At 72.5% G+C, this 18,038-nt stretch carries 21 protein-coding genes; 10 read left to right on the top strand and 11 right to left on the bottom strand.

Translation table 11 applies throughout. From position 1 onward, the window contains the following. Positions 1 to 2: 2 nt before the first annotated feature. Positions 3 to 383 (bottom strand): hypothetical protein, encoded by a 381-nt coding sequence (locus tag M0M48_RS09845; protein ID WP_257750989.1) that lies wholly within the window; start codon positions 381 to 383, stop codon positions 3 to 5. 52 nt (positions 384 to 435) lie between these two features. On the opposite strand from M0M48_RS09845, the gene M0M48_RS09840 reads away from it, so the two are divergent. Then, positions 436 to 1,422, top strand: coding sequence for a GNAT family N-acetyltransferase (locus M0M48_RS09840; protein ID WP_257750988.1), 987 nt, complete (start codon positions 436 to 438; stop codon positions 1,420 to 1,422). On the opposite strand, the gene M0M48_RS09835 is transcribed toward M0M48_RS09840, so the two are convergent. Further along, a complete protein-coding gene (locus M0M48_RS09835; protein ID WP_257750987.1) occupies positions 1,419 to 1,694 on the bottom strand; it encodes a hypothetical protein in 276 nt (91 codons plus the stop codon). The genes M0M48_RS09840 and M0M48_RS09835 overlap by 4 nt on opposite strands. A gap of 89 nt (positions 1,695 to 1,783) precedes the next feature. Between M0M48_RS09835 and M0M48_RS09830 the strand changes: the two genes are divergently transcribed. After that, the gene (locus M0M48_RS09830) at positions 1,784 to 2,098 is read left to right on the top strand and encodes a hypothetical protein (RefSeq protein ID WP_257750986.1); all 315 of its coding nucleotides are present in this window, start codon (positions 1,784 to 1,786) and stop codon (positions 2,096 to 2,098) included. Here the strand turns inward: M0M48_RS09830 and M0M48_RS09825 are convergent. The 5 genes from M0M48_RS09825 to M0M48_RS09805 form a co-directional block, all read right to left on the bottom strand. Beyond that, positions 2,095 to 2,973, bottom strand: a complete 879-nt coding sequence (locus M0M48_RS09825; protein ID WP_257750985.1) for a hypothetical protein — start codon at positions 2,971 to 2,973, stop codon at positions 2,095 to 2,097. The two genes, M0M48_RS09830 and M0M48_RS09825, sit on opposite strands and share 4 nt — an antisense overlap. Positions 2,974 to 3,060: 87 nt before the next feature. Then, the gene (locus M0M48_RS09820) at positions 3,061 to 4,128 is read right to left on the bottom strand and encodes an NAD(P)H-dependent flavin oxidoreductase (RefSeq protein ID WP_257750984.1); all 1,068 of its coding nucleotides are present in this window, start codon (positions 4,126 to 4,128) and stop codon (positions 3,061 to 3,063) included. Further along, on the bottom strand, positions 4,125 to 4,880 hold the full coding sequence (locus tag M0M48_RS09815; protein ID WP_257750983.1) for a CoA-transferase subunit beta: 756 nt from the start codon (positions 4,878 to 4,880) through the stop codon (positions 4,125 to 4,127). Before M0M48_RS09815 ends, M0M48_RS09820 begins: the two co-directional genes overlap by 4 nt. After that, a complete protein-coding gene (locus tag M0M48_RS09810; RefSeq protein ID WP_257750982.1) occupies positions 4,877 to 5,776 on the bottom strand; it encodes a CoA transferase subunit A in 900 nt (299 codons plus the stop codon). Before M0M48_RS09810 ends, M0M48_RS09815 begins: the two co-directional genes overlap by 4 nt. Further along, a complete protein-coding gene (locus M0M48_RS09805; protein WP_257750981.1) occupies positions 5,776 to 6,534 on the bottom strand; it encodes an enoyl-CoA hydratase family protein in 759 nt (252 codons plus the stop codon). The genes M0M48_RS09810 and M0M48_RS09805 overlap by 1 nt, the downstream gene beginning before the upstream one ends. A 40-nt stretch (positions 6,535 to 6,574) precedes the next feature. Here M0M48_RS09805 and M0M48_RS09800 point away from each other — a divergent pair, with 40 nt between their 5' ends. Both M0M48_RS09800 and M0M48_RS09795 read left to right on the top strand, forming a co-directional pair. Next, the gene (locus M0M48_RS09800) at positions 6,575 to 7,345 is read left to right on the top strand and encodes an SDR family oxidoreductase (protein ID WP_257750980.1); all 771 of its coding nucleotides are present in this window, start codon (positions 6,575 to 6,577) and stop codon (positions 7,343 to 7,345) included. After that, the gene (locus M0M48_RS09795) at positions 7,342 to 8,226 is read left to right on the top strand and encodes an SDR family oxidoreductase (protein WP_257750978.1); all 885 of its coding nucleotides are present in this window, start codon (positions 7,342 to 7,344) and stop codon (positions 8,224 to 8,226) included. The genes M0M48_RS09800 and M0M48_RS09795 overlap by 4 nt, the downstream gene beginning before the upstream one ends. An 86-nt stretch (positions 8,227 to 8,312) precedes the next feature. Here M0M48_RS09795 and M0M48_RS09790 read toward each other — a convergent pair whose 3' ends face one another. Both M0M48_RS09790 and M0M48_RS09785 read right to left on the bottom strand, forming a co-directional pair. Further along, positions 8,313 to 9,269 (bottom strand): type IV toxin-antitoxin system AbiEi family antitoxin domain-containing protein, encoded by a 957-nt coding sequence (locus M0M48_RS09790; RefSeq protein WP_257750977.1) that lies wholly within the window; start codon positions 9,267 to 9,269, stop codon positions 8,313 to 8,315. Positions 9,270 to 9,482: 213 nt separating this feature from the next. After that, on the bottom strand, positions 9,483 to 10,646 hold the full coding sequence (locus tag M0M48_RS09785) for a steroid 3-ketoacyl-CoA thiolase (protein ID WP_257750976.1): 1,164 nt from the start codon (positions 10,644 to 10,646) through the stop codon (positions 9,483 to 9,485). 155 nt (positions 10,647 to 10,801) lie between these two features. Between M0M48_RS09785 and M0M48_RS09780 the strand changes: the two genes are divergently transcribed. From M0M48_RS09780 to M0M48_RS09755, 6 genes are all read left to right on the top strand, one after another. Continuing rightward, the gene (locus M0M48_RS09780) at positions 10,802 to 12,037 is read left to right on the top strand and encodes a cytochrome P450 (protein ID WP_257750975.1); all 1,236 of its coding nucleotides are present in this window, start codon (positions 10,802 to 10,804) and stop codon (positions 12,035 to 12,037) included. Positions 12,038 to 12,124: 87 nt separating this feature from the next. Beyond that, on the top strand, positions 12,125 to 12,796 hold the full coding sequence (locus M0M48_RS09775; RefSeq protein WP_445323408.1) for a response regulator transcription factor: 672 nt from the start codon (positions 12,125 to 12,127) through the stop codon (positions 12,794 to 12,796). 1 nt (position 12,797) lies between these two features. Then, a complete protein-coding gene (locus M0M48_RS09770) occupies positions 12,798 to 14,165 on the top strand; it encodes a sensor histidine kinase (RefSeq protein ID WP_257750974.1) in 1,368 nt (455 codons plus the stop codon). 93 nt (positions 14,166 to 14,258) lie between these two features. Next, entirely contained in the window at positions 14,259 to 14,801 is a 543-nt protein-coding gene (locus M0M48_RS09765) for a PepSY domain-containing protein (protein WP_257750973.1), read from the top strand. A 32-nt stretch (positions 14,802 to 14,833) separates the two neighbouring features. Beyond that, a complete protein-coding gene (locus tag M0M48_RS09760) occupies positions 14,834 to 15,019 on the top strand; it encodes a hypothetical protein (RefSeq protein WP_215815783.1) in 186 nt (61 codons plus the stop codon). Further along, positions 15,001 to 16,257 (top strand): MFS transporter, encoded by a 1,257-nt coding sequence (locus M0M48_RS09755; RefSeq protein ID WP_257750972.1) that lies wholly within the window; start codon positions 15,001 to 15,003, stop codon positions 16,255 to 16,257. The genes M0M48_RS09760 and M0M48_RS09755 overlap by 19 nt, the downstream gene beginning before the upstream one ends. Here M0M48_RS09755 and M0M48_RS09750 read toward each other — a convergent pair. After that, positions 16,241 to 17,239 (bottom strand): hypothetical protein, encoded by a 999-nt coding sequence (locus M0M48_RS09750; RefSeq protein ID WP_257750971.1) that lies wholly within the window; start codon positions 17,237 to 17,239, stop codon positions 16,241 to 16,243. The two genes, M0M48_RS09755 and M0M48_RS09750, sit on opposite strands and share 17 nt — an antisense overlap. Positions 17,240 to 17,264: 25 nt before the next feature. Beyond that, positions 17,265 to 18,032 (bottom strand): type I methionyl aminopeptidase, encoded by a 768-nt coding sequence (map, locus tag M0M48_RS09745; protein ID WP_257750970.1) that lies wholly within the window; start codon positions 18,030 to 18,032, stop codon positions 17,265 to 17,267. Between the last annotated feature and the right edge of the window lie 6 nt (positions 18,033 to 18,038).

The following is an 18,038-nucleotide window of genomic DNA, read 5'->3' as shown; positions in this document are numbered from 1 at the left end:
CCTCAGAGCACCGTCCACCACAGGCCCACGGCCAGCAGCACCAGGCCGAGCAGCAGCCAGGGCGACTTCCAGGAGCGGCCGTTGATGACCAGGGTCGCCGCGATCCCGCCGACCATGAACGCGGCCGCGATCACGTTGAGCCCCACCCGGGCGTCGGTCCGGGCGGCGTCGACGTGGTCGGCGGCGATCACGAAGCCCGCCGACAGGTGCAGGATCGTGGTGACGATCAGCACCGAGACCACCCGGCGCTGCACGCGCTGCAGGCGCTCGATGTCGCGCGGGTCGGGCGCCTTGCGGGGCGCGTTGGGGTCCATCAGGTGGCGCCGGCGCGAGGTCCCGGCGCCGCTGGAGCTGCCGGGGCCGGTCGGCGGCGTCTGGGTCACCTGGCCAGGATATCCAGTGGAACCGGCCGGTCCGGCACCGCATGCTGCTCCCATGGAGATCCACCCGTTCGGCCCCGACGACACCGCGGCGCTCGCCGCCTGGACCGACGTGTTCAACGCGACCCTCGACGCCGACGCACCCTGGGAGCGCCGGATGACGCCCGCCCGGGCCGCGGCCCAGTGGCGCCACGGCTGGGACGGCGAGCCCGGTACGCCGTACCTGGCGTGGGTGGGGGACCAGGTCGTCGGCTGGTCCTCGATCGGCACCAGCGAGTACGACAACCGGCACCTGGCCTGGCTCGAGCTCGGCGTCCACCCCGACCACCGGCGCCGCGGCCACGGCTCGGCGCTCATCGCGGCGCTCGAGGCCGAGGCGCGCCGGCGCGGCCGGACCAGCATCGCCATCAGCGCCTGGGAGTCGCCGGCCGCCGACGCCTTCGCCCGGGCCCACCGCCTGGAGCCCAAGTCCGCCGAGATCAACCGGCGCCAGGTGCTCGCCGAGATCGACTGGGCCGCCCTCGACCAGCGCTACGACGAGGCGCTCCCGCACGCCGCCGACTACGTCCTCGAGCGCCGCCTCGCCCCGACCCCGGACGACGAGCTCGCTGCCCTGGGCGTGATGGCCGAGGCGATCAACGACGCGCCCATCGACGACCTCGACTACGAGGACGAGGTCTACCCGGCCGAGCGGATGCGCGCCTACGAGACCGCGGTCGACGCCCACGGCGAGGACCTGTACCGGGTCGTCGCCCGGCACGTCCCGACCGGCGCCTTCGCCGCCCAGACGGTCGTCGCGGTCGCCCGCGACGAGCCGGGCTGGGGTGACCAGCACGACACCTCGGTCACCCGCGACCACCGCGGCCACCGGCTCGGTCTGCTGCTCAAGACGGACATGCTGCGCTGGCTGCGCGAGGCCGCCCCCGACCTGGCCACGATCAACACCTGGAACGCCGAGTCCAACGACCGGATGATCGAGGTCAACGAGGTGCTCGCCTACCGCGTCCTGGGCCGGGTCTGGACCTACCAGCGCCCCTGCTAGGAGTAGCGGTGCGTCTTGGCGGCGTGCCCGCGCTCACGGGTGCACGTGCGCCCGCTGATGTTGCGGTGCCCGCACAGGGCCTCGTCCTCGGTCGTCTCGCTGCCCCCTTCGGTCGCCGCGGCACCTCGGCTCGCGCGGGCCGGCTTGGCGGCCGGGGTCGCGGCGGCCGGCGCTACAGGTGGGCGGACCCGCGCGCTCGGCTTGCCGGCGCGCTCCTGGTCCTGCTTGAAGCGGGCTTCGCGCATCGCCCGCAGGGCATCGAGCTTGCTCATCGGTTGATCACGCCCCTGACGCTAGGGCAGAGGTCCGACAGAACGTGCCGCGGGTAGGCTCGCGGCTCCGACGACGTCTGGAGGACGACATGGTGGCGAGCCGATCTGCTCGGGAGCGCAAGGCGGCCGTACAGGCCGGCCCGCTGGCCCGGGTGCGGATCGAGGTCGGTGCGCAGGAGCAGTTCGTCTACAAGATCAGCTGCACCGAGTGCGTGGTGAAGAACGACCGCCGCTGGTCGGCCTACCGGCCCGGGGAGGACAACGGCTTCATGGCCGCCATGGACCGCTGGACCTTCCACCTGAAGGAGAAGCACCCGGGGGAGCAGGCGCCGTGCCTGGAGTTCCTCGCGGAGGCGGAGCAGCGGCTGCACGAGCGGCGCCAGCAGCGCCTGCAGGAGTCCTAGGCGGCGGGCGGTACGGGTTCGCCGGGGAGCAGCACCTGCCTGGGCCCGAGGGTGGGCCACAGCCGGGCGCGGAAGCGCAGCGGCGGGGCCAGGTCGGTCAGTCCCAGCGCGCCGATCCCCAGCGCGAGCACGACGAGGGCGACGCGGGCCGGGTCGCTGCTCTCGGGCCAGACGTAGGCCGCGGACAGGGGCACGAGGACGGTGAGGATCCCGGTGTTGCGCAGGGCGTCGGCCCGCCACGCGTCCTGGAAGTAGAGGTGCGCCGCATCGACGGCCCGTTGCGGCCGGCGGACGACGACGCGCCAGGCCAGGGGAGCGGCGAGCGAGAGGCCGAGGATCACCACGCCGCTGACGAGCAGGCCGGCGGCCGCGCCGCTCCAGCCGTCGTCCGCGGCCCAGCGGAGAGCACCGCCGGCGATGGCCACGCCGAGCAGGGCCTGGAGCGTGAGCATCGCCAGGGGGGCCGGACCGACGTAGTCGCGCACCTCGGGCTGCCGACCCCGGGCGACGCCGGGCCGGCCGGGGGCGACCGGGAACTCACGTCCGGCGCGGGTCACCCGCCACAGTCCCTCGGCGGACGCGGCGAGGGCCAGCGCGCCCGGGCTCAGCGTCAGCGCGAGCGTGGTGGTGTCGACGTCGACGGGCAGCAGGACGAACCAGGCGACCGCGGGATACAGCACGACGATCAGGACCCGGGTCCGGCGCACGGTCTCGTGATCGAAGGCGGCGACGAACTCGGCGTCGATGTGGGCCTGGTGGGTCCGGGCGAACTCCCGTCCCACGTACCCCGCGAAGCGAGGGGCGCAGACGAAGAGCGCGACGGCCACGACGGTCACCGCGCCGAGGAGGCCCAGCTCGTCCCTGCCTACTTCCATGCCACCGAGATCCATGCCGAGATGCTACAGAACCCGGCTTTGTAGCGCAACGTAATCCGCTACAGAGCCGGGCTCCGTCCGCTCACCTCACACGACGTACGACGACGCCCGCTTCAGCTCCGCAGCCGCCTGCACGACGATCCGCTCCACCAGCTCCTCGCACGAGGGCAGGTCGTCGATCACGCCGACCACCTGGCCGCTGGCCAGCACGCCCGCGGAGGTGTCGCCCTCGACCAGGCCGGCGCGCAGCATGGTCGGGGTGTTGGCGGCGAGGGCCATCTGACCGAGGGTGCGGCCCTGGGCCTTCTTCATGGCGCGGCCGTCCTTGAGCAGGCCGGACCAGGACATGCCGGAGGACTTCTTGAACTCCAGGGTGCGGCGCATCGTCGGGCCGAAGCGGCGTACGGCGGAGGTCTCCTCGAGCGAGTCGACCAGGTCGGTGCGGAGCATCCGGTGGGGCATCCCGTCGACCTTGGTGGTGACCACGGTGTCGGCCAGGCCCTTGGAGAGGTAGAGCTCCTTGACCGCGTCCGGGACCGCGGAGTCGCGGGTCAGCAGGAAGCGGGTGCCCATGCCGACGCCGGCGGCGCCGTAGGACAGGGCGGCGGCGAGGCCGCGTCCGTCGAAGAAGCCGCCCGCGGCGATGACCGGGATGTCGACGGCGTCGAGGACGGTCGGCAGCAGCAGCGTGGTGGGGACGGCGCCGGTGTGGCCGCCGCCCTCGCCGCCCTGGATCATCACGGCGTCGGCGCCCCAGGAGGCGACCTTGACCGCGTGCTTGGCGGCCCCGATCGAGGGCATCACGACGATGCCGTGCTCCTTGAGCTGGGCGATCAGCTCGGGCTTGGGGGCCAGCGCGAACGAGGCCACCTTGACGCCGTGGTCGATGAGCAGCCGGCAGCGGTCGGGGGCGTCAGCGGCGTCGGCGCGCAGGTTGACGCCGAACGGCTTGTCGGTGCGGCTCTTGACCTCGATGATCGCCTGCTCCAGCTCGGCGAAGGTCATCGTCGCCGAGGCGAGGATGCCCAGGCCGCCGGCCTCGGCGGTGCCGGAGACCAGGCGCGGGCCGGAGACCCAGCCCATGCCGGTCTGCACGACCGGGTGGGGGACGCCGACCAGGTCGGTGAAGGGCGTGCGGATCTGCTGGGCGATCATTCGGCGGGCACCTCCTTGAAGCGCAGGCCCTTGGGGTCGAGGACCTCGCGGATGATCACCAGCTCCTCGTACGACGGCGCGCGGGTCACCGGCACCTCGGCCGGCACCTCCAGCGCGAAGCCGGTCGCGGCGACGACCTCGTCGACGGTGACGCCCGGGTGCACCGAGACCAGACGCACGGTCGAGCCGGCGCCCCCGAGGTCGAAGACGCCGAGGTTGCTGACGACGCGGTGGATGTCGTTGAAGCGCGAGGCGCCCGGGCCGGCTGCGGCCGCGCGGGCGGGGCCGACGCCGGAGACGATGTCGACCTCCTCGACGAAGACCCGGGTCGAGTGCTTCGGCACCCAGTACGACGTCCGGTTGTTGACCGTGTTGCCCGGGGCGCCGCGCGAGCCGAGGAGCTGGCGCTTGGGCTGGGCGAACGGGCCGATCGCGGAGATGTTCTGGTTGCCGTGCCGGTCGACCTGGGTGGCGCCCATCATCACGTGGCGCTTGCCGTAGGCGACGACGTCGAAGACGCGGCGGAACGGGATCCAGCCCTCGACGACGTCCTTGCCGCCCAGCGGCGGCGTACCGCCGAGGAAGAGCGACTCGCCGTCGCTGATCACCAGGTCGGGGTTCGAGGTCAGCTTGGCGAGCCGGACCCCGAGGGTCGGCAGCAGGCCCATCGGGCTGGCGAAGATCTCGCCGTCCTCGCTGAAGGCGTCCGCGATCGCGGCGGCGCAGACGTCGGCGCGGGTGTAGTCGCTCATCGGGCGTTCTCCTCGGTGAAGGCCTGGACGGCTGCCTGGTAGGCCGCCTCGTCGCCGGCGAGGAAGCGGTCGTGGAAGGCCTGCCACTCCTCGTCGGTGCCGCCGGCCGCGGCGGCGTAGGCACGCTGGAACTTCTCGTCGCGCTCGTAGTCGGGGGTGCAGGTGGTGAAGTGCGCGCCGTGCGGGGTCTCGACGACGCCGCTGACCATCATCCGGTTGAGCAGCAGCCGCTGTACGGGGGTGTCGACGGTCAGGCCGGCGGTGTCGACGACCTGCTCGACGCTGACGTAGGTCTTGTCGGCGGCCATCGCGAAGAGGTCGTCGAAGTACGGGTCCGGCCCCAGGTACGTCGCATTGCCGTGCTGGTCGGCACGGTTGAGGTGGACGAGCGCGGCGTCGAGGCGCAGCGCGGGGACCGCGACGAGCTCCTCGTGGCCGTGGCCCTCGTCGTACGGGCTGGCGACGGTCTTGATCCACGGGTTGTTGACCAGGACGTCGGAGCCGAGCCCGGCGCGCATCGGCAGGAAGGGCAGCCGCTCGGCCGCGGCCTTGAGGCCGGTCTGGAACATGCCCTCGTCGAGCTCGACGACCTCGGGGATCGAGGCGGCCTGGCGGGCGCGCTGGAAGTTCGGCTCCAGCGGGACGGTGTCGAGCGAGACGAACGCGTAGACGAGCCGGCGGATCTTGCCGGCGCGGGCGAGCAGGCCCACGTCGGCGCCGCCCCAGCTGACGATCGTCAGGTCGGTGAGGTCGGAGTTGTAGAGCGCGCGGACCAGCGCCATCGGCTTGCGCCGCGGGCCCCAGCCGCCGATGCCGATGGTCATCCCGCTCTCCAGGCTGCCGATCACCTCGTCGATCGACATGCGCTTGTCGCGGGGCTTGCGGTTGCTGCTCATCAGGCCCCCTTGGCCTTGGCCGTGCCGGCGAAGTCGTCGCGCAGCTCGTCGCTGACGCCCATCAGGTTGAGCTCGAAGGTGAAGCCCTGCTCCCAGCGGTAGGACTTGTTGACGTCGATCGGGTCGATGCCGTTGAGCGCCTCCTTGGCCGCGCGGATGACGCGCGTGTCCTTGGCGGCGATCTCGCCGGCGACCTTGAGCGCGGCGGCGTCGAGCTCGTCGCGGGGGACCACCTCGAGCACCGAGCCGAACTGCACGAGCTCGGCGGCCTTGATGGTGCGCGCGGTGAAGTAGAGCGTGCGCATCATGTGCTGGGGGACCAGGCGGGCCATGTGGGTGGCCGCGCCGAGGGCGCCCTGGTTGACCTCGGGGACGCCGAAGTAGGCGTCGTCGCTGGCGACCACGACGTCGGCGTTGCCGACCAGGCCGACGCCGCCGCCGACGCAGAAGCCGTTGACCGCGGCGACGACGGGAACCGAGCACTCGTAGACAGCCTTGAAGGCGGCGAAGCAGCCCCGGTTGGCGCCCAGGAGCGCCTCGAAACCGGTGGTGTTCTGCATCTCCTTGATGTCGACGCCGGCGTTGAAGCCCTTGCCCTCCGCGCGGAGGACGAGGACCTTCGTGTCCAGGTCGGCGCTGGCCTCGTCGAGGGCCGCGGCCACGTCGAACCAGCCCTGCACGGTGAGGGCGTTGACCGGGGGAGCGTTCATCGTGACGACGCGGATGCCGTCCGGACGCAACTCGCTGGTGACTGTCATAGATGCATGCTACCAAGCATTTGCTTGGTATTGTGGAGTCATGACACTCAGCGTGGACCTTGGCGGCCGGGTCGCCCTCGTCACCGGCGGAGCGCGCGGCATCGGCCGCGGTATCTCCGAGGTGCTGATCGCCGCCGGCGCGACCGTGGTCACCTGCGGCCGCTCCGAGGCCGAGCCGCCCGCGGGCGCCAGCCACCTGACCTGCGACGTGCGCGACCCCGACTCGGTCGCGGCGCTCGTCGACGCGATCGTCGCCCGGCACGGCCGGCTCGACATCGTGGTCAACAACGCCGGCGGCGGCCCGTTCGTGATGGCCGCCGACGCCTCGCCGCGGCTGAGCGAGAAGGTCGTCGGGCTCAACCTGATGGCCGCGCTCCACGTCAGCCAGGCCGCCAACCGGGTCATGCAGGACCAGGAGAACGGCGGCGCGATCATCAACATCTCGTCCGTCTCCGCGCTGCGGCCCTCGCCCGGCACGGCGGCGTACGGCGCGGCCAAGGCGGGCGTCGACTCGCTGACCACCTCGCTGGCGATGGAGTGGGGCCCGAAGGTGCGGGTCAACTGCATCGACGTCGGCCTGGTGCGCACCGCCGACACCGCCGACCACTACGGCGGCGACGAGACCGTCGCCGCGATCGAGCGGACGATCCCGCTGCGCCGGATGGCGCGCTTCGAGGAGGTCGGCAATGTCGCCGCCTTCCTCGCCAGCGACCTGGCGACCTATGTCTCCGGTGCGAGCCTCGCCTGTCACGGCGGCGGCGAGATGCCGGTCTTCCTGCACATCTTCCAGAACTCAGGAGAGAACTCGTGACCCAGCTGCTCGACGGCCGCGTGGCCATCGTCACCGGAGCCGGCCGCGGTATCGGCCGCGCCCACGCCCTCGAACTCGCCCGCCACGGTGCCGCGGTCGTCGTCAACGACTACGGCGTCTCCGCGGCCGGCGAGGGCACCGACGAGTCGCCGGCCCACGAGGTCGTCGCCGAGATCGAGGCGATGGGCGGCCGGGCGGTCGTCAACGGCGCTGACGTCGCGGACTTCGCGGCCGCCGAGGCGATGATCCGCCAGGCGATCGACACCTTCGGCGGGCTCGACATCCTGGTCAACAACGCGGGCTTCCTGCGCGACCGGATGCTGGTCAACACCGCCGAGGACGAGTGGGACGCCGTCATCCGGGTGCACCTCAAGGGTCACTTCGCTCCGCTGCGCCATGCGGGTGCCTACTGGCGGGCCGAGGCCAAGGAGGGCCGTCAGCGCGCCGCGCGGGTCATCAACACGTCCTCGGGCGCCGGCATGCAGGGCTCGATCGGCCAGGCGACGTACTCCGCGGCCAAGGCCGGCATCGCCGGGCTGACGCTGGTCGCCGCCGCCGAGATGGGCCGCTACGGCGTCACCGTCAACGCGATCGCTCCGGTCGCCAAGACCCGGATGACCGAGGGCGCGTTCGACACCTCCGCCATGGCGCTGCCCGAGGACAACTCGCCGATCGTCGCCTGGCTCGCCTCCGCGGAGGCCGGCGACGTGACCGGTCGCGTGATCGAGATCGACGGCTCGGTGATCACGATCGAGAACGGCTGGAGCCACGGCGCCTCGCGCGACGCGGGTGCCCGCTGGGAGGCCGAGAAGGTCGGCGGCGCGCTGCGCGACATGCTCGCCGAGGGCCCGGCGCCTGAGCCGGTCTACGGCACGGTCTGAGCGGGAGTTTCGCCGGTCGACCGGCGAAACTCATGCCTGACCGACGAACCTTCGTCGGTCAGGCATGAAAGACGTCGGCCTAGTCGTCAGGATGAGGCGGCGGGCGGGCGGGTAGAGAGCATCATGGCGCGTTGGATACGGGCCGCCGTTGCCTTCGGGTGATCGAGGTCGCTCCACACGATCCGAATCATGTGCCACCCGGTGAGCTCCCTCAGCACATCTTCGCGGAGCTTCTCCCGTACGACCGTCGCCTCGATCGACTCGCCTGTCCGACGGAACCGGTGGTACTTCTGCATCCCGTCGAACTCCATCATCAAGCCGTGCTCCGGCCATGCAAAGTCGATGCGTCCCGCCAGGCGCCCGTTCGGATGGTGGATCTCGAGTTGTGCGACGGGAGCTGGCAGATGCTGCCTGCGGCAGAGCAGCCGCGTTCTCGTCTCGCCCACCGATTCGGCGCGACCGTCCGCCAGTTGGAGCACGCGGTGCAGCGCCAGCGTGTCCGGCCAATGCTTCATGGTTGCGAAGGCAGTCTCGAGCTCCTCCCTGGTGGTCAGTCGCGACGCCAGGTACCAGTCGACCACGGCGACGGCGGGTTCCTGGGGGGCGAGGCTGGCCGTGTCCAGAGCAGTTCGCGTCGGCGTGGTGATCCAGCCAGCATCGTCGCGAGTGACGTCGTCGACCCGGCAGCTGCCACGGTGATGTACCACCTTCCCCTGGTTCCGCTCGGTGATCCCGTAGAGGTTGGTCAGATGGGCCGACTCGAGCCTGAGGCCCCAGGTCGGGCCGCCGTGCTTGATGCAGGCACTCGTATGCGACGCGGCGACTCGGTCGTCGTACTGCCTGCGCACTGCTGAGAGTAGGAGTCGATGACGCTCGACAGCGTCGGACGAGTCCCAGACGCCTCGAAGTACGTACGCACCCTGACGAATGCGGACGAGGTGGCCTGAGCGCACTGCGCGGAGCAACGCGTTGTCGTCCGCTCCATGTGCGATCGCGTCGCGGCGGAGCAAGGTTCCGTCGTCGTTCGCGATCAGTCCGAGCATGGCGACGATGTTGCATTCCGCGGGGCAGCTTGACCAGGGGCTTGCGTCGGCCTGTGGATAGCCGCTCGACGAGGGACGGAGGCCCGGCCTTCGATGCCGGGGACATGACCGTCGAATCTCCAGCCTGACCGTTGATGCTTCGTCGGTCCAGCGGGAGTTTCGCCGGTCGACCGGCGAAACTCCCGCACGCGTACGTACGGAGGGAGGGTTGCGTCAGATCCGCTCGATGATCGTGCCGGTCGCCATCGCGCCGCCGGCGCACATGGAGATCAGCGCGGTGGAGGCGTCGCGGCGCTCCAGCTCGTGCAGCGCGGTCGTGATGAGGCGGACGCCGGTCGCGCCGACCGGGTGGCCCAGCGCGATGGCGCCGCCGTTGACGTTGACCTTGTCCATGTCGACGCCGTGCACGCCGGCCCACGACAGCACGACCGAGGCGAACGCCTCGTTGACCTCGAACAGGTCGAAGTCGCTGATCGCCATGCCGGTCTTGTCGAGCAGCCGCTGGGTGGCGTCGATGGGGCCGTCGAGGTGGTAGTACGGGTCGGAGCCGACCAGGCACTGGGCCTTGATCCGGGCGCGCGGGGTGAGGCCGAGGGCGCGCGCCTTGTCCTCGTCCATGATGAGCAGCGCCGCGGCGCCGTCGGAGATCTGCGACGAGGTGCCGGCCGTGTGCAGGCCGCCCTCGAGCACGGTGCGCAGGCCGGCGAGGCCCTCGGCGGTGGTCGCGCGCAGGCCCTGGTCGGCGTCGACCACGCGGGTCTCGCCGGTCGGGTTGCCCTCGTCGTCGAGCACCGGGGCCTCGATCGGCGCGATCTCGCGCTTGAACCGGCCCTCCTCGACGGCGACCTTCGCCTTGGCCTGCGAGGCCAGGCCGAGCGCCTCGAGGTCGGCCCGGGTCAGGCCGCGGTTCTTGGCGATCCGGTCGGCGGCCTCGAACTGGTTGGGCATGTCGATCGACCAGTCGGCCGGACGCGGGTCGCCCATGCCCGGGGGCACGTTCGCGCCCAGGGGGATGCGCGACATCATCTCGACGCCGCAGGCGATGCCGACGTCGATGGTGCCGGCGGCGACCATGTCGTTGACCAGGTGGGTGGCCTGCTGGCCCGAGCCGCACTGGGCGTCGAGGGCCGTGCCGGCGGTGGCCTGGGGGAGTCCGGCGTACAGCCAGGCGCGGCGCACGGCGTCGTTGGACTGCTCGCCCGCCTGGGTCACGCAGCCGCCGATGACCTGCTCGACCAGGGCCGGGTCGACCCCGGCCCGGCGGAGCACCTCGGCCTGGACGAAGCCGAGCGTCTGCGCGGGGTGGAGGCCGGCCAGCCAGCCCTTGCGCTTGCCCAGCGGGGTACGGACGGCGTCGACGATCACAGGGTTGCCCATAGCGCCACGGTAGCAGCAAACTAGAACACGTTCTATGACTGCTCCCGGCTGGCGGAGAAGAGTTCACGAAACCCTTTCGTAATCCCGCGATGCTTTGTACGGTAGGTCCATAGAACGTGTTCCACCCCCATTGGCCGCAGTGAAAGGCGCAGCGCGTGACCGAGCTCCTCATCCCGACGGATTGGGATCCCACCGATCCGGACATCAACGAAGTGGCCGTGCCGCACGAGCAGTTCCGCGCGCTGCGCGAGAGCGAGCCGATCCGCTGGATCGAGCAGATCCCCGAGGCGCGCGCCGGCTTCCTCGACACCGGCTACTGGGCGCTGACCCGGCACGCCGAGGTCCGCCAGGTCTCCAAGGACAACGAGAACTGGTCCGCGATGGAGAACGGCGTCATCATCCGGTTCGCGCCCGACATGACGCGCGACCAGGTCGAGGTCCAGCGCGCGATGCTGATCCACCACGACCCGCCGGACCACACCCAGATGCGCGGCATCGTGTCCCGCGGCTTCACCCCGCGCGTGATCGCGGCCCTCAGGACGGTCCTCGAGGAGCGGGCGCGCGAGATCGTCGCCGGCGCCGTGGCCAAGGGCTCGGGTGACTTCGTCGAGGACATCGCCGCCGAGCTCCCGCTCCAGGCGATCGCCGACTTCCTCGGCGTCCCGCAGGAGGACCGCAAGAAGCTCTTCGAGTGGTCCAACCAGATGATGGGCTACGACGACCCGGACATCGGCGCCGACCCGGCCGTGGCCTCGATGGAGATCCTGGTCTACTTCGACCAGCTTGCCAACGAGCGCCGGGCCAACCCGCAGGACGACATCGTCACCAAGCTGATCAGCGTCGGTGCCGACGACGACCACGGCGCGCTCACCAACGACGAGTTCGGCTTCTTCGTGATCCTGCTGACCGTCGCGGGCAACGAGACGACCCGCAACGCGACGTCCCACGGCATGCACGCCTTCTTCGAGCACCCCGACCAGTGGGAGCTGTGGAAGAAGGAGCGCCCGGAGACCGCCATCGACGAGATCGTCCGCTGGGCGACGCCCGTCACGGTCTTCCAGCGCACCGCCAAGAAGGACACCGAGCTGGCCGGCCAGGCGATCAAGAAGGGCGACCGGGTGGCGATGTTCTACGCCTCCGCGAACTTCGACGAGACCGTCTTCGACGACCCGTTCTCCTTCAACATCCTGCGCGAGAACAACCCGCACGTCGCCTTCGGCGGCCACGGCGCGCACTACTGCCTCGGCGCCAACCTGGCCCGCCTGCAGATCAACCTGATCTTCAACGCGATCGCCGACCTGGCGCCGGACATCGAGCTCGTGGGCGAGCCGCGCCGGCTCCGCTCCGGCTGGCTCAACGCCATCAAGGAGATGCAGGTCCAGTACCACTGACCTTCAGCGCAGGTTCAGGGTGGCTCCGTGAGAATGGGGCCACCCTGAGTCCTTTTGTCTGTCTGTCGCCGGAGGTGCGGAGTGCGGGTGCTGGTGGTCGACGACGAGCGACGGCTGGCGCGCTCGCTGCGCCTGGGGCTCGAGGCCGAGGGCTTCGCGGTCGACGTGGCCCACGACGGCACCGACGGGCTGTGGCTCGCTCGGGAGAACGAGTACGACGCGATCGTGCTCGACCTCATGCTGCCCGGCATCAACGGCTACAAGGTCTGCGAGACCCTGCGCGCGGAGAAGAACTGGACGCCGATCCTGATGCTCACCGCCAAGGACGGCGAGTGGGACCAGGTCGAGGGCCTCGACACCGGGGCCGACGACTACCTCACCAAGCCGTTCTCGTTCCCGGTCCTCGTCGCCCGGCTGCGTGCCGTCGCCCGGCGCGGCGCCCGGGAGCGGCCGACCGCGCTCGAGCTCGGCGACCTCGTCGTCGACCCCGCCGCCCGCCGGGTGCACCGCGGCGGCACCGAGATCAGCCTGACCGCGCGGGAGTTCTCGGTGCTCGCCTTCCTGGCCCGGCACCCGGGCGAGGTCGTCTCGAAGCGCCAGGTGCTCGACGCCGTCTGGGACGGCGACTTCGAGGGCGACCCCAATATCGTCGAGGTCTACGTCCGGCACCTGCGCAACAAGGTCGACCGGCCCTTCGGGCGCGACGCCATCCAGACGGTCCGCGGCGCGGGCTACCGGCTCGCGAGCGACGGAGGCTGACGTGGCCGTGCGCACCCGCACCACGCTCGGCGCCGTCGTCGTGGTGGCCCTGGCCCTGCTGATCGGCGCCGCGGCGCTCGTGCTGGTGGTCCGCGGCTCGCTGCACGACGCGGCCGAGGCCACCGCCGAGCACCGCGCCGCCGACCTCGCGGCGCAGGTCGAGGCCGGGGGACCGCCGGCGTCGCCGGGCGCCGCGGACCCCGAGGACGACGACGAGGACCCCGAGGACCCCGAGGACCCCGAGGACCCCGAGGACCCCGAGGACCCCGAGGAGGTCGTCTGGCAGGTGCTCGGACCCGGCGGCGCCGTGGTCAGCGCCTCGCAGCCGCTCACCGGCGCGCTGCCGGCCGGCGACGAGGACGTCGTCGACCTGGCCGGCGCCGACCATCCCTATGTCGTGGCGAGCGAGGAGGCCGAGCACGCCGGTACGGCGTACGTGGTCGTGGTGGGGGTCTCGCTCGAGGACGTCGACGAGACCACCGCGGCGCTGCTGACGCCGCTGCTGGTGGGCCTGCCGGTGCTGCTCCTGGTGGTCGGCGCGACCACCTGGCTGGTCGTCTCGCGCGCGCTCGGTCCGGTCGAGCGCATCCGCCGCGAGGTCGAGCAGATCACCGGCAGCCGGCTCGACCGCCGGGTGCCCGAGCCGCCCGCCCGCGACGAGATCGGCCGGCTGGCCCGGACGATGAACGGCATGCTCGGCCGGCTCCAGGACTCCGCGCGGCGCCAGGAGGAGTTCGTCGGCGACGCCTCCCACGAGCTGCGCTCCCCGCTGGCCAGCCTGCGCCAGGCGGCCGAGGTCGCCCAGGCCCACCCGGGCGCGCTCGACGAGGGCGAGCTCGCCGCGACGGTGCTCGAGGAGTCGGTCCGGATGCAGGTCCTCGTCGACCAGCTCCTGGTGCTGACCCGGGCCGGCGAGGGGCGCGGTCAGGCCACGCGCGTCGACGTCGACGTCGACGACCTGGTGCTCACCGAGGCCCGCCGGGCGGCCCGGAGCGGGATCGCCGCGGACACCACCGCCGTCGGCCCCGGCCGGGTCCAGGGTGACCCGGTCGCCCTCGGGCAGGTCGTGCGCAACCTCGTCGACAACGCCCTGCGCCACGCCCGCACCCGGATCGCGCTCGGCGTCGTCGAGGACGGCGCCGGCGTACGGGTGAGCGTCGAGGACGACGGCCCCGGGATCCCGGAGGCCGACCGGGAGCGGGTCTTCGAGCGGTTCGTGCGCCTCGACGACGCCCGGGCCCGCGACGCCGGCGGCAGCGGGCTCGGCCTGGCCATCGTCCGCGAGCTGGTCCAGGCCCACGGCGGCACGGTGAGCGCCGAGGGCTCGGCCCTGGGCGGCGCCCGGTTCGTCGTCCGGCTGCCTTCCTGAAGAGGCCTTCAGACGGCTTCAGGAAGGGTTCAGCGACCTCCCGGCAGGCTCGGCACCACACCGAGAGCAGAAGCAGCCGAGAGAGGAACTCCCATGAAGACCACCATCCTGCGCCGCAAGCGCATCGTCATCCCCGCCATCGCCACCGTCGCCGTCCTGGCCGTCGGGGGGACGCTGTGGGCGGCGTCCGCCGACGAGGTCCGCGGCGACGAGCGGGACCGGGTCGAGACCGCCGCGGTGACCGCGGCCGGCGGCGGCAAGGCCGTCGACGTCGAGAAGAGCGACGACCGGGGTGAGGCCTACGAGGTCGAGGTCCGGCTGGAGGACGGCCGCGAGGTCGACATCACGCTGGACGACGACCTGCGGGTGGTCGAGCGCGACGCCGACGACGCCGTCGCCGACGACGACGCCGTCGAGCGCCCCGACGCCGACGACCGGCTCCTCAGCACCGCCGAGCGCACCGCCGCGGAGAAGGCCGCCCTGGCCGCCGTCGGCGGCGGCACCGTGGTCGACGTCGACCCCAGTGACGACCCCGGGGTGGCCTACGAGGTCGAGGTGCGCGACCGCTCCGGCGCCGAGTGGGACGTCGACCTGGACGCGGCGTTCGCCGTCGTGGCCCGGGTGCAGGACCGCTGACGTCCCCGGCCGGAGTGCAGTAGCGTCTGCCTGTGACGCAGGCTGACGACCACCAGGAGGGTGAGATGAGCGAGCTCAACGCCGACCAGTTCCCCGGATTCGCCGAGAACCACTACCAGCACGGGATGCACAGCCTGGCCTGGATCTCGCTGTGGATCATCGTCGGCCTCGGCGTCGCCGCCGGCATCTTCGGCTTCCTGTGGGGGATCAGCCACTGACCTCCGCGACGGCCGGGCCGTCGGCCGGGACCGGTTGGTCCCCCTGGCGCACGGTCGTCGCCTTCGGCCTCGTCAGCCTGCTGGCGGACATGGTCTACGAGGGGATGCGCTCGGTCGCCGGCCCCTACCTCGGGACGCTGGGTGCATCGGCCGTCGTGGTCGGACTGGTCACCGGTGCCGGTGAGGCGATGGCACTGCTGCTCCGGCTCGGGACCGGTCCGTGGGCCGACCGCAGCGGGCGGCACTGGCGGCTGACGGTCGTCGGGTACGCGCTGACCGCGGTGTGCGTGCCGCTCCTGGCCCTCGCTCCCGCCCTCGGTACGGCGGGCGTCGCGGTCGCCGCGGCGCTCATCCTCGCCGAGCGGGCGGGCAAGGCGATCCGCAGTCCCGCCAAGTCGGCGCTCCTCGCGCGGGTGGCGGCCGGCGGCAGCCTGGGCCGCGCCTTCGGGGTGCACAAGGCGCTCGACCAGGTCGGCGCCTTCGCCGGACCGCTCGTCGTCGCCGGGGTCGCCGCGCTGACCGGTGTGCTGTGGCCGGGCTTCGCGGTGCTGGCCGTGCCGGGGGCGCTCTCGCTCCTCGTCCTCGCCCAGCTCGCCCGCCGGGCCCTGGTGCTCACCGCCGCCGTGGCAGCGGATGAATCGTCCGAGCAACCCAATCGTCCCGTACGACGGGGGCTGGGGGCGGCGCTGGGCGTCGACCTGCCGGCCCGGTTCCACGTCTTCTCGGCCGCGGCGGCGCTGGCCACGGCGGGCCTGATGACGTTCGGGATCATCTCCTTCCGGTTCGTCGAGACCGGGCTGGTGCCGCTCGCGGCGGCGCCGGTGGTCTACGCGCTCGCCATGGCCACGGCGGCGGTGGCGGCGCTCGGGACCGGGGTCGTGTTCGACCGCTGGGGGCCGCGGGTGCTGCTCGTCGTACCGGTGCTGGTGGCGGTGCTGCCGCCGCTCGTGTTCGCCGACCGGCTCGCGCCGGTGCTCGCCGGGGTGGCCCTGTGGGGCGTGGCGACGGGGATCCTCGACTCGACGGTCAAGGCCCAGGTGGCGGCGGTGGTGCCCGACTCCCGCCGCGCGACCGGGTACGGCGTGTTCGCGGCCGTCCAGGGCCTCGGCGCGATCGCCGGTGGCGTGGTCGCCGGGGCGCTGGTCACCGACCACGCGACGGTCCTCGCCGTGGTGGTCGCGCTCGCCCAGGTCGCGGCGCTGGTGCTGCTGGTGGGGGTGCTCAGGACCCGCCGGTGAGCTCTTCGAGCACCCGCTGGAAGTCCGGGCTCACGACGATCGACAGGGCGCCGTCCTCGTCGAGCCGGCTGAGCTGCTGGTAGCCGCCGCCGTCCCACCAGAACAGGTGCGGGCTGAGCGGCCCGGGTGCGTCGCCGAAGCCGAGCGCCGCGAACCGGGCCATCGCCTGGACCACGGGGATGACGGTGGCGTCGCGGACCAGGTGCCAGGCGACCTGGTGCCGGTTGGGGACGCAGAGCAGCCAGCCGTGCCGGCCGCTCTCGTGTCCGGTGAGCTCGGTCGCGAGCCGGGGCAGCAGGAGCGCGCGGCTCGCGGTGTGCACCGACTCGCCGAGCAGGACGTGGAAGGCGCCGCCGCCGTCGGGCAGGTCGAGGCGCTCGAGCTGCTCGACGGGCTGGCGGTCCAGGTTGGTGAGTCCGTGGGCGCGCAGGGCGTCGACGCCGCCGAGGCGCTCGGCCCGGGCGTCGTCGTACACGGCGACGGTGTCGGGGAGGTCGAGCGCCAGCATCTCGACCAGCCCCGGGGCGAACTCGCGGAAGGGGAAGCCGTCGAGGCGGGGGATCGCCTCGCGCTCGTAGAGCCGGACGAACGTCCGGGCGGCCGCCTCGTCGGGGCTGAGCTCGCCGAACGGGTCGGGTGCGTCCATGCTGGCCAGCACCCGCTCGACGTGGGAGCCGACGAGGAAGGGCCAGGCGGCGCGACCGCGGTCGTCCTGGTGGCAGGCGGCCGCGACGTTCCAGAGGCCGAACTGGCGGCCCGCGTCGTCGGCGACGTGACCGGCGTGGACGCTCACCTCGATGCCGCGCTCGGCGAACGCCGTGCGGACCAGGGCGCGCAGGTGCCGGGCCTCGTCGACGCCGAGGAAGGGCAGGGCCTCGTCGGGCTCGGCGTCCGTGCCGGGCACCGCGGGCCCGGCGGGCTCGGCGGGCCCGGCGGGGGTGGGCTCTTCGTCGTCGCGCCGCCGGCGCCGGAAGATGCCCACCGCAGCGCGTCCCTGGCCGGCCGGCTCAGTCGCGGGCGGTGAGGACGATCGGGTCGCCGTCGGTGATCGCGACGGTGTGCTCGGCGTGGGCGCCGCGCGAGCCGTCGGCGCTGCGGATCGTCCAGCCGTCGGGGTCGAAGACGATCTCGTCGGTGGTGTGCAGGAACCACGGCTCGATGGCGATGACCAGGCCCGGGCGGAGCTTGGGGCCACGGCCGGCGCGGCCGTCGTTGGCGACGTGGGGCTCGCCGTGCATGGTCCGGCCGACGCCGTGGCCGCCGAACTGGAGGTTGACCTTGAGGCCGGCCTCGTGGGCGACGCTGCCGATGGCGAACGAGATGTCGCCGAGCCGGTTGCCGGCCCGGGCGGCGTCGATGCCGGCGGCGAGGGCGCGCTCGGTGACCTCGATCAGGCGCAGGTCCTCCTCGCGCGGGGTGCCGACGACGACGGAGAGCGCGGAGTCGGAGACCCAGTTGTCGACCGAGGCCGCGAAGTCCACGGAGAGCAGGTCGCCGTCCTGGAGGACGTAGTCGTGGGGGAGCCCGTGCAGCACCGCGTCGTTGACCGAGGTGCAGAGGACCTTGCCGAACGGGCTCGCGCCGAACGACGGGTGGTAGTCGATGTAGCAGGACTCGGCGCCGGCGTCCTTGATCATCCGGTGCGCCAGCTCGTCGAGCTCGAGCAGGTTGACCCCGACGTCGGCCTTCTCGCCGAGCGCCTTGATCACCGAGGCGACGAAACGACCCGCGGGTCGCATCTGCTCGATCTGGGTGGGGGTACGCAGCTCCATCACGGGGTC

Source organism: Pimelobacter simplex, assembly GCF_024662235.1.
GTDB lineage: Bacteria > Actinomycetota > Actinomycetes > Propionibacteriales > Nocardioidaceae > Nocardioides.
This window is presented reverse-complemented; position numbering and strand designations above follow the sequence as displayed.